This window comes from Paracoccus sp. UBA889, assembly GCA_002294185.1.
In the GTDB taxonomy this organism is placed as follows: domain Bacteria; phylum Pseudomonadota; class Alphaproteobacteria; order Rhodobacterales; family Rhodobacteraceae; genus Paracoccus.
On record DBFD01000007.1, the window covers coordinates 18,387 to 28,474 of the forward strand.

Sequence of the window (10,088 nt, forward strand, 5' to 3'; positions counted from 1 at the left end):
CGGCGTCCTGCATTTCGCAAGCAGCCTTCATGCCGCCGCCGCCCCCGGTTCCACCAGGGCCACGATATCCATCATGATCGTGTTCAGCTGGAAATCCTTGGGCGTATAGACGCGGGCGACGCCCATCGCGCGCAGTCGCGCGGCGTCCTCGTCGGGGATGATGCCGCCGACGATCACCGGGACATGACCCAGCCCGGCCCCGCGCATCCGGTCCAGAAGATCCTCGATCAGCGGCAGGTGACTGCCCGACAGGATCGACAGGCCGACGACATGCGCCTGCTGATCCTGCGCCGCGGTCACGATCTGTTCGGGCGTCAGCCGGATCCCCTCGTAGGTGATGTCCATGCCGCAATCGCGGGCACGAAAGGCGATCTGTTCGGCACCGTTGGAATGCCCGTCCAGCCCCGGCTTGCCGACCACGAATTTCAGCCGCCGGCCCAGCCGCGTGCTGACCGCATCGACGGCCTCGCGGATATCCTCCAGCCCCTCGGTCCGATTCGAGGGGCTGGCCGACACGCCTGTGGGACCGCGATATTCGCCGTGCACCGCGCGCATCACGCCCGCCCATTCGCCCGTCGTCACGCCCGCCTTCGCCGCCGCGATGGATGGCTCCATCACGTTCCGTCCCCCCGACGCCGCCGCCCGCAGGGCGTCCAGCGCGGACTTGACCGCCGCATCGTCCCGGCCCGCGCGCCATTCGGCCAGCCGGTCGATCTGGTCCTGTTCGACCGCCGGATCGACGACCATGATCCCGCCATCGCCGGCCGTCAGCGGCGATGGCTCGCCCTGCTGCCAGCGATTGACGCCGACCACCACCGTCTCGCCCGCCTCGACCCGGTTCAGCCGTTCGGCATTGGCCTCGACCAGCCGCGATTTCATGTAGTCGATGGCCGCGATGGCGCCGCCCATCTCGTCCAGCAGGCGCAATTCGCCGCGCGCGCCATCCTTCAACTCGTTCACCTTCCGCTCGATGGCCGGGTTGCCGTCGAACAGATCCTCGTATTCCAGCAGGTCGGTCTCGTAGGCCAGGATCTGCTGCATCCGAAGCGACCATTGCTGATCCCAAGGCCGGGGCAGGCCAAGCGCCTCGTTCCAGGCGGGCAGTTGCACGGCGCGCGCCCGCGCGGACTTTGACAGCGTCACCGCCAGCATTTCCAGCAGGATCCGATAGACGTTGTTTTCGGGCTGCTGCTCGGTCAGGCCCAGGCTGTTGACCTGCACGCCATAGCGGAACCGGCGGAATTTCGGATCCTCGATGCCATAGCGCCGGGCGGTGATCTCGTCCCACAATTCGGTAAAGGCGCGCATCTTGCACAATTCGGTGACGAAGCGGATGCCCGCGTTCACGAAAAAGCTGATCCGCCCGACCATCGCCGGGAAATCGGCGTCGGACACCTTGCCCTTCAGGTCGTCCAGCACCGCGATGGCGGTGGCCAGCGCATAGGCCAGTTCCTGCTGCGGTGTCGCCCCGGCCTCTTGCAGGTGATAGGAACAGACATTCATCGGGTTCCATTTCGGCAGGTGCTGGCGCGTATAGGCGGCGACGTCGGTGATCATTGCCAGCGACGGTTTGGGCGGACAGATATAGGTGCCGCGCGACAGGTATTCCTTGATCAGGTCGTTCTGCACCGTGCCCTGCAATTTCGATATGTCCGCGCCCTGCTCCTCGGCGGCCGCGATATACAGCGACAGCAGCCAGGGCGCGGTCGCGTTGATCGTCATCGAGGTGTTCATCTGCTCCAGCGGGATCGCATCGAACAGGGTGCGCATGTCGCCCAGATGGCAGATCGGCACCCCGACCTTGCCGACCTCGCCGCGCGCCAGGACGTGATCGCTGTCATAGCCCGTCTGGGTCGGCAGATCGAAGGCCACCGACAGCCCGGTCTGCCCCTTGGCCAGATTGCCGCGATACAGCGCGTTCGACTTTTCAGCCGTCGAATGGCCCGCATAGGTGCGGAACAGCCAGGGCTTGTCTTTGGGGGCCATGCGGATCACCTCGCAACAATCTTCCGGTCCATGACCCGATACCGAAATATTCATACGCCGTCAATTCGCCGCAATGCGGCATGACCATGATTTTATCCGACACAAAATTACAATACAGGCCCTAAAAGGGTTGCAATGTTGCGTGACGCATTTTACGACAAGCCCGATCCCGCGCGGCGATTCTGCGTCGCGGCAAGAACAGGAGACGCTGATGGCCCTCGACGCCCCGACCCCGATCGCGCCCTATGACGCGCCCCAGAAGGATCTCTACGAGATCGGAGAGATGCCTCCCCTGGGTCATGTGCCAAAGCAGATGCATGCCTGGACCATCCGCCGTGAAAGACATGGCGAGCCTGACAAGGCCATGCAGATCGAGGTCGTGGACACCCCGGTCATCGACAGCCACGAAGTGCTGGTCCTGGTGATGGCGGCGGGGGTCAACTACAATGGCATCTGGGCCGGCCTGGGTCAGCCGATCAGCCCCTTTGACGGCCACAAGGCGGACTACCACATCGCCGGTTCGGATGCCTCGGGGATCGTCTGGGCCGTGGGCGACAAGGTGAAACGCTGGAAGGTCGGCGACGAGGTCGTGATCCACTGCAACCAGGATGACGGCGACGACGAGGAATGCAACGGCGGCGACCCGATGTATTCGCCGACCCAGCGGATCTGGGGCTACGAGACCCCGGATGGCAGCTTCGCCCAGTTCACCAATGTCCAGGCGCAGCAACTGATGCCGCGCCCGCGCCACCTGACATGGGAGGAATCGGCCTGCTACACGCTGACGCTGGCCACCGCCTACCGGATGCTGTTCGGCCATGAGCCGCACGAATTGAAACCCGGCATGAACGTGCTGGTCTGGGGCGCCTCGGGCGGCCTCGGATCCTACGCGATCCAGTTGATCAACGCCGCCGGCGGCAACGCGATCGGCGTCATCAGCGAAGAGGACAAGCGCGATTTCGTCATGGGCCTGGGCGCCAGGGGCGTCATCAACCGCAAGGAATTCAACTGCTGGGGCCAGTTGCCCAAGGTGGGCACGCCCGAATACAGGGAATGGTTTACCGAGGCGCGCAAGTTCGGCAAGGCGATCTGGGACTTCACCGGCAAGGGCAACAATGTCGACATCGTCTTCGAACATCCGGGCGAGGCGACATTCCCGGTTTCCACCCTGGTCTGCAAGAAGGGCGGCATGGTGGTGATCTGCGCCGGTACCACCGGGTTCAACTGCACCTTCGACGTGCGCTATCTGTGGATGCACCAGAAGCGCATCCAGGGATCGCATTTCGCGCATCTGAAACAGGCCAGCGCCGCCAACAGGCTGATGCTGGAACGCCGCCTCGACCCCTGCATGTCCGAAGTTTTCCCCTGGGCCGAGATTCCGGCCGCGCACATGAAGATGTATCGCAACCAGCACAAGCCGGGAAACATGTCGGTCCTGGTGCAGGCGCCAAGAACCGGCCTGCGCACGTTCGAGGACGCGCTGGAAGCCGGTCGGCGCTAGACATGCGCCGCCTTTGCGGGATCACGCCTTGACCTCGCGCAGCCTGGCCGGGCGGCATTTCCATTCGCGCACCGTCTCGCGGGGATGGCGTTCGCCCCACCTGGCCAGTTCCTGCTGACCATGAATCATGCAGGCCGTCACGCCCATGTCGATGAACGGAAGACTGCGCTCCCGGCAGGATTGCGGATCCGCCGAAAGGCAGGTGACAAACAGCAATTCGATCATCTCGGGTCCATCCTTTTACCCGGTTCCTCCCCGGTTCGGATCCCTTCGACGATCAGGATAGCGGTTGATTCGAAAAGCAGCGTCAGCGCCGCGTGAATCCGGGTTCGGGCGGGCCCCTTGCAGCGTGACAGGGCCGGCCGGGCGCGGGCTTCGGCGCGGCGCGCGGCCATCGCGGACCTAAAGCGCGGTTTCGCCCTGACGGGGGCGCCGGCATTTCCACTCTTTCACGCGGTCGCGGGGATGCGCCTCGACCCAGCGGGCCAGTTCGCTCTGGCCCTCCAGCATGCAGGTGAACAGCCCGTTCCTTTCCTCGAACAGCAGGCTGTGATCGGTGCAGACCTGCGGGTCGTCGATCAGGCAGGTCACGAAGAACAATTCGATCATGGGCATTCCTCCCTCGAGGCCATCATAGACCCTCACGGGCGACATGCCCAAAAAGTTGCGGACCATCCCGCCGAACCGACGATCCCGCCGCAGCCGGGACGGGATGCGGATCGCCGGACGCGGCAATGATTGTGGGCTTTCGCGCCGCGCCGCGATACACCGGAATCATGACCGCCGCCACCGCCTCGCCCGCCCCCGTTCTGTCGCCCGATCAGGCCGATGCCTGGGACGAATTGGCCCAGACCTTCCTTTCGGCGGGAATCGACCTCGTGGCCGAGGAAATCCGCCCCCCGGGGCCGGGCAAGGGCCGCGTCATGGCGGTGATCGGCAAGGCGGGTTCCGGCAAGACGCTGCTTCTGGCACAGATCACCGACGCGCTGCGCAAGGCGGGGGTCGATCTGGTCAGCGGCGATTACGAGGGGCGGCGGCGCAAGGACCGGCGCAGCGTCGCGGTCCTGGCGCCCACCAACAAGGCGGCCTTCGTGCTGCGGATGCGCGGCGTGCCCGCGACGACGATTCATCGCATCCTCTATACCCCGGTCTACGATCCGGAATACGAACGCATCGCCGAATGGCTGACCGGCCAGGGCGACCGCCCCACCATCGAGGGCATGACCGAAACCGCCCTGGACCGCGCCCGGGCCTTCTATGACCAGCAGGCGTCGATCCCCGGCGCGCTGGCGGCGGCGGGGCTGCGCGGATCGGATTTCATCAAGGGCTGGAAGCGGCGCGAGGACGGGCTGGATGTCGGCCTGATCGACGAGGCCTCGATGCTGGACGAAAGACAGTTCGAGGATCTGCGCGAGATCTTTCCCGTCCTGATCCTGTTCGGCGATCCGGCCCAGTTGGCGCCCGTGGGCCAGTCGGGCGAGATGGTGTTCGATCGACTGGCGGAGCGCCAGCGTCTGATCCTGAACCGCGTCCACCGGCAGGAAGATGACAGCCCGATCCTGGATCTGGCCCATGCCCTGTCCGACGAAACGCTGGATTTCGCGGGGTTCGAGCGGATGGTCCGTGACGCCGCCGCGGTCGATGACCGCGTGATCTGGGCCGAACGTGTCGAATCGGACCTGATGGCACGCAGCCCGGTCCTGGTCTGGCGCAACGCCACCCGGATCCGGCTGATCCATGCCTTCCGCACCGCGTTCGGCGCACCGGGCGACGCGCTGCTGCCCGGCGAGCCGCTGATATGCGACGGCCTGGAACTGCCGCTGAAGCACCGCAAGAAGCGCATCGACCTTGAAGCGCGGGGGCTGATCAAGGGCGCGCAGGTGGTCTATCTGGGGCCGGGGCGCAAGCCCGGCTTTTCCCGCCTGCACATGATCGGCGCCGAGGATCCGCGCCTGTCCGTGGCGAGCATCGTCAAGATCGAGATGCCCGAGGCCGAGGATCCCTTCATTCCCTTCGCCGCCCAGATGGGCGCGGCCTTCCTGCACGGGGCGGCGGTGACGATCCACAAGGCGCAGGGCTCGCAATGGCCCGATGTGCAGGTCTTCGGCCCCGACATCAGCGCCGCCGCCTGGTCGAACCGGACCGAAGCCGGGATCGCGCTGTGGAAGCGCCTGGCCTATGTTGCCATCACCCGCGCCCAGAACCGCCTGTTCTGGATCACGCGCGCCCGGCTGGCGCGGCCCTCGGCGCCTCTCGGGGTGGACGATCTGGAGGTTCCCATCCCGGCGCTGGAACTGGGCGCCGACGAGGCGTGAGGCGGGATTGCGTCCCGCGACGGCCGGGGGCGCTTCGCCCCCCGGACCCCCCGAGGGTATTGGCGCAACGAAGAAGAAGAGGTCAGGCCCTGTCGCGATCCAGCCGCGCGATGGAAAGCCGCAATGCCTCGGTCAGCGCCTCTTGCGGAAGCCCTGTCTCCCGCGCCAGCCGCATGATGCCGAAATGGACCCGCGCCAGTTCCTGATAATAGCGCGCGAAGGTGTAATTGATCGAGGCGCCCACCACCGCGCCGAAGACCGGCGCCGCCTGCGCGGCCAGTTTCTGACCCAGCGAGACCGACAGGCGCGGGGCGACACGGCTGATCAGACCCTGCAGCGTCTGCCCGGTGACCGACAACCGTGCCGCCAGAAGGCCCAGGTCGGTGCCGTCATCTTCGGCCATGGGGCCGGCGGCGGCGAAGATGCGCAGGCATTCCATCCGCACCTCGTCGCTGTCGGGGTCCAGACCATGCTCGGCGGCGATATCCAGCATCGAGCGCAGAAGCAGCGTCACCGTGACCGGCAACTCGACCATCGCGCCGGGCAGCCCGCCGACGCCGCCTGCCGCGCCGCTGAAGGTCGAGGCCATGCGGTTGAACCAGTCGCCTCGGTCGCGCACCACGCGCCGGGTGCCCGACGCGGCCGAAAAGGCGCGGTTCAACGCGGCGCGGGTGATCTTGTCCATGCGGCTGCGGACAAAGGCGGGCAGACGTTCGATCAGTCCCTCGGCGCTGTTGCCGACGATCTCCATGATCTCCATCCCCAGACCGCCCGCATCCCGATAGCGCCGCGCCAGGCGGTCGATCTGGGCGTGAAGTCCCGGATCAGTGATCGGTGGCAGAACCATCTGCCGTTTCGCGACCTGCTGTGTCATCTCGTGGATGTCCGACCTCGATACATGCCGGCCCGATATGGGGTGTCGCGGCGATTTCGGCCAGCCCCGCGACGATTTCCGGCGTCTCTTCGCGCAGGACCGGTCCCACGACCCCAACCCATGCCCCGGCGCGAAGTTCCAGTCCCAGAACGCGGTCGGGATTGGTTGGCGGCGGCATCTCGACCGCGTCCAGCCGCGCGAAACCGAAACGCGAATAATAAGGTGCGTCTCCCACCAGCAGCACGCGGCGCCAGCCCAGCCCGCGCGCCCGCGTCAGCCCGTCGCGCATCAGAAGCCCGCCCAGACCTTCGCCCTGGGCCGTCGGATGAACCGCGATGGGCCCCAGCAGCAGGACCGGCTTTGCGGCGACGCGGACCGGCCAGAAGCGGATCGCCGCCATCAGGAACCGGCTCGGGTCGCGCAGCACGAGGCACAGATCGGCCACCCTGGGAACGCCGTCGCGCAGACGATACGATGACAGCGCGGTCCGCCCCGGTGCGAAACACAGATCGTAGAGCGCCTCGACCTCGTCTTCGTCGGCCGCGGTCTCGGGGCAGATCTCGTACATCGCGCCTCCTTGCGAAAAGGGCGCCATAGCACGACCTTGCCGCGGGCGGAACATTGCGGATGGCGCAAAGGGGTGGCAGGTTGGCGCCAGTGACATCAGAAGAAGGCCGCGCATGTTCTATCGCCCCGAAGCCGGACACGGCCTGCCCCACAACCCGTTCAATGCCATCGTGGCGCCCCGTCCGATCGGCTGGATCTCGACGCGGGGGCGCATGGGCGACAATCTCGCCCCCTATTCCTTCTTCAACGCGGTGGCCTATGTCCCGCCGCAGGTCATGTTCGCCTCGACCAGCGCCAAGCCCGACCGCAACGGCACCAAGGACAGCGTGGCCCAGATCACCGAAAGCGGCAGTTTCTGCGTCAATATCGCGACCGGCGATCTGCGCGATCAGGTCAATGCCAGTTCCGCCGGCCTGCCCGCGGGCGACAGCGAGTTCCGCTCGGCGGGCATCGAGGCCGCCGAATGCGACACGATCGACTGCCCGCGCGTGGCCCACGCCGCCGCCGCGCTGGAATGCCGGATGACGCGGATCCTGCCCCTGGCGGGCAAGGCCAATTTTGCCGTCCTGGGCGTCGTCACCGGCATCCATATCCGCGACGATTGTCTGCTCGATGGCCGCTTCGATCCGCGCAGGGCCGGCGGCTGGATCGCGCGCCTGGGCTATATGGATTACGCGGCCGTCCATGAGCTGTTCGAAATGGAACGCCCCAAATGACAAAGACGGTCAAGGACTACATCCGCACCATCGCGGATTTCCCGCATGAGGGGATCATGTTCCGCGACGTGACCACGCTGTTTGCCGATGCGCGCGGCTTTCGCATGGCCATAGACCAGCTGCTGCATCCCTATGCCGGCGCGCCGATCGACAAGGTGGTCGGCCTGGAAGCGCGCGGCTTCATCCTGGGCGGCGCGGTCGCGCATCAGCTTTCCACCGGGTTCGTGCCGATCCGCAAGAAGGGCAAGCTGCCCGGTCCCGTCATCTCGGCGGCTTACGCGCTGGAATATGGCGAGGCGGTGATGGAAATCCACGACGACGCCCTGCACGAGGGCGAGCGCGTGCTGATCGTGGACGATCTGCTGGCCACGGGCGGGACTGCGGCGGCGGGAATCGCGCTGTGCCGTCGCCTGGGCGCCGAGGTGATCGGTTGCGCCTTCGTCATCGACCTGCCCGATCTGGGCGGACGAAAGGTGCTGGAGGCGCAGGGGATCGGCGTGCACGCATTATGTTGCTTTGACGGCGACTAGCCGGGGGGTGCAGGATGATCACCCGGATCGAGGACTACTTTACCAAGGGGTGCGGCCGCTGCGACCGGTTCGACACGGCCGGCTGCTCCACCCGCCTCTGGGGCGCCGGGCTGGCGGCGCTGCGCCGGATCTGCCGTGATGCCGGGCTCTCGGAACATGTGAAATGGGGGCATCCCTGCTACATGCATTCGGGCCGCAACATCGCGCTGATCGGCGCCTTTCGCGGCGATTTCCGGCTGACCTTCTTCAACGCCGCCCTGCTGAAAGACCCCCACGCCCTGCTGGAACGGCAGGGCCCGAACACCCGTCACCCCGACGCGATCCGCTTTACCGACGCGGCGCAGGTCGCAGCCCGCGCCGACGCGATCCGGGCCTTTCTGGGCCAGGCGATGGATTGCGCCGAACGCGGCCTCAAGCCGCCCCGGGACGATACTGCCCGCGATCTGCCACAGGAATTGCTGGACGCGCTGGACGACGACAGCGAACTGGCCGAAGCCTTCGCAGCCCTGAGCCCCGGCCGCCGCAACAGCTATGCCGTCGCCCTGGCCACCGCCAAAAAGCCCCAGACCCGCATCGCCCGCATCACCAGATTCCGCGACCGCATCATCGCCGGCAAGGGCGCGAACGAGCGGTAGGGCGCCGACGATGACGGCCTTGGCCGGGGACCGGACAACGGCCGCACCGCGCATGATCGGCGGGAAAGCGGGACTTCGCAACCATTCGCAATTTGATATGATTCGGCCATGCATCGGACCATTCGATATCTTTCGCACCCGCAAGTCGTCATTGATCCGACCAAGCCGATCCCCGACTGGTCGCTAAGCGAGGTAGGCCTAGGACGCATTGCGGCCCTTGCAGCGTCTGACGCACTGACTGGCACCCGACATGTGATCAGCAGCGCCGAAACCAAGGCAATTGAAACAGCGACGCCCTTGGCCAAATCACTCGGGTGCCGGCTGAAGGTGCGGGAGGCAATGCACGAGAATGATCGCAGCGCGACTGGCTTTCTTCCGCCAGACGAGTTTGAGTCCGTTGTGGATCAATTTTTTGGCTGTCCAGAGGAAAGCGTGCGGGGCTGGGAAACCGCAAGGGCGGCTCAAGCCCGTATTGTCGCAGAGGTTCAGGATTGTTTGCGCAATTGCGAGACAGGCGACGTTCTGTTCGTTGGTCACGGAGGCGTCGGAACGCTCTTGTTTTGCTATCTCTCCGGCGATCCCATTAGCCGTGAATTCGATCAGGGCGCAAATGGCGGCGGGTGTTTTTTCGAATTTTCCGGCCCACAGGGAAAGCCGAATTCGCGATGGCAGCCGTTTGAAACCTTGATCAATCAAGATTGAGGCACATTGGTGCTATCGCGGCTTCAAGGCCGCCATTCGCGGCCGTCCGGCCCCATGATTGCAATGCGAAAGCGCGTTGCCGATTCCCTTCCGTCTCGCCTGTTTGAGAGGACTTACCTATGACCCTCCCTCTCCTGCGCAGGGGCCTCTGGCCGCCGCCTCGATCTCGCCATGGTAGCAATCGATCATGTAGGGGCGCGACCTAGCGGGACGGCGGAGTGAAACGGTTCAGCCGTCGCGGTAGCGTCCGTGTCGGCTCTCG

11 protein-coding genes are annotated in these 10,088 nt (G+C 65.8%); 6 read left to right on the forward strand and 5 right to left on the reverse strand.

Annotated elements, in window-relative coordinates; all coding sequences use genetic code 11:
* Positions 1-27: 27 nt before the first annotated feature.
* Positions 28-1,986 (reverse strand): protein meaA, encoded by a 1,959-nt coding sequence (locus B4L36_RS00960; protein WP_292950977.1) that lies wholly within the window; start codon positions 1,984-1,986, stop codon positions 28-30.
* A 211-nt stretch (positions 1,987-2,197) separates the two neighbouring features.
* Between B4L36_RS00960 and ccrA the strand changes: the two genes are divergently transcribed.
* Positions 2,198-3,487 carry a crotonyl-CoA carboxylase/reductase gene (gene ccrA, locus B4L36_RS00965; protein ID WP_292950979.1) on the forward strand — a complete coding sequence of 430 codons (1,290 nt, stop codon included), beginning with the start codon at positions 2,198-2,200 and terminating at the stop codon, positions 3,485-3,487.
* Positions 3,488-3,508: 21 nt separating this feature from the next.
* Here ccrA and B4L36_RS00970 read toward each other — a convergent pair whose 3' ends face one another.
* A complete protein-coding gene (locus B4L36_RS00970) occupies positions 3,509-3,712 on the reverse strand; it encodes a hypothetical protein (protein ID WP_292950981.1) in 204 nt (67 codons plus the stop codon).
* A gap of 177 nt (positions 3,713-3,889) precedes the next feature.
* The gene (locus tag B4L36_RS00975; protein WP_292950983.1) at positions 3,890-4,096 is read right to left on the reverse strand and encodes a hypothetical protein; all 207 of its coding nucleotides are present in this window, start codon (positions 4,094-4,096) and stop codon (positions 3,890-3,892) included.
* A 167-nt stretch (positions 4,097-4,263) separates the two neighbouring features.
* On the opposite strand from B4L36_RS00975, the gene B4L36_RS00980 reads away from it, so the two are divergent.
* Positions 4,264-5,802 (forward strand): ATP-dependent DNA helicase, encoded by a 1,539-nt coding sequence (locus B4L36_RS00980; protein ID WP_292950985.1) that lies wholly within the window; start codon positions 4,264-4,266, stop codon positions 5,800-5,802.
* Positions 5,803-5,884: 82 nt separating this feature from the next.
* On the opposite strand, the gene B4L36_RS00985 is transcribed toward B4L36_RS00980, so the two are convergent.
* The gene (locus tag B4L36_RS00985; RefSeq protein ID WP_292950987.1) at positions 5,885-6,676 is read right to left on the reverse strand and encodes an EcsC family protein; all 792 of its coding nucleotides are present in this window, start codon (positions 6,674-6,676) and stop codon (positions 5,885-5,887) included.
* Positions 6,627-7,244, reverse strand: coding sequence for a GNAT family N-acetyltransferase (locus B4L36_RS00990; protein ID WP_292950989.1), 618 nt, complete (start codon positions 7,242-7,244; stop codon positions 6,627-6,629). Before B4L36_RS00990 ends, B4L36_RS00985 begins: the two co-directional genes overlap by 50 nt.
* 112 nt (positions 7,245-7,356) lie before the next feature.
* On the opposite strand from B4L36_RS00990, the gene B4L36_RS00995 reads away from it, so the two are divergent.
* The 4 genes from B4L36_RS00995 (at position 7,357) to B4L36_RS01010 (ending at position 9,826) form a co-directional block, all read left to right on the forward strand.
* Positions 7,357-7,959: a flavin reductase family protein gene (locus B4L36_RS00995; RefSeq protein ID WP_292950991.1), complete on the forward strand. Its 603-nt coding sequence runs from the start codon at positions 7,357-7,359 to the stop codon at positions 7,957-7,959.
* Entirely contained in the window at positions 7,956-8,489 is a 534-nt protein-coding gene (locus B4L36_RS01000; protein ID WP_292950993.1) for an adenine phosphoribosyltransferase, read from the forward strand. Before B4L36_RS00995 ends, B4L36_RS01000 begins: the two co-directional genes overlap by 4 nt.
* A gap of 14 nt (positions 8,490-8,503) precedes the next feature.
* Positions 8,504-9,124 carry a YdeI/OmpD-associated family protein gene (locus tag B4L36_RS01005; protein WP_292950995.1) on the forward strand — a complete coding sequence of 207 codons (621 nt, stop codon included), beginning with the start codon at positions 8,504-8,506 and terminating at the stop codon, positions 9,122-9,124.
* Between the two features lie 108 nt (positions 9,125-9,232).
* The gene (locus tag B4L36_RS01010; protein ID WP_292950997.1) at positions 9,233-9,826 is read left to right on the forward strand and encodes a histidine phosphatase family protein; all 594 of its coding nucleotides are present in this window, start codon (positions 9,233-9,235) and stop codon (positions 9,824-9,826) included.
* Positions 9,827-10,088 lie beyond the last annotated feature (262 nt).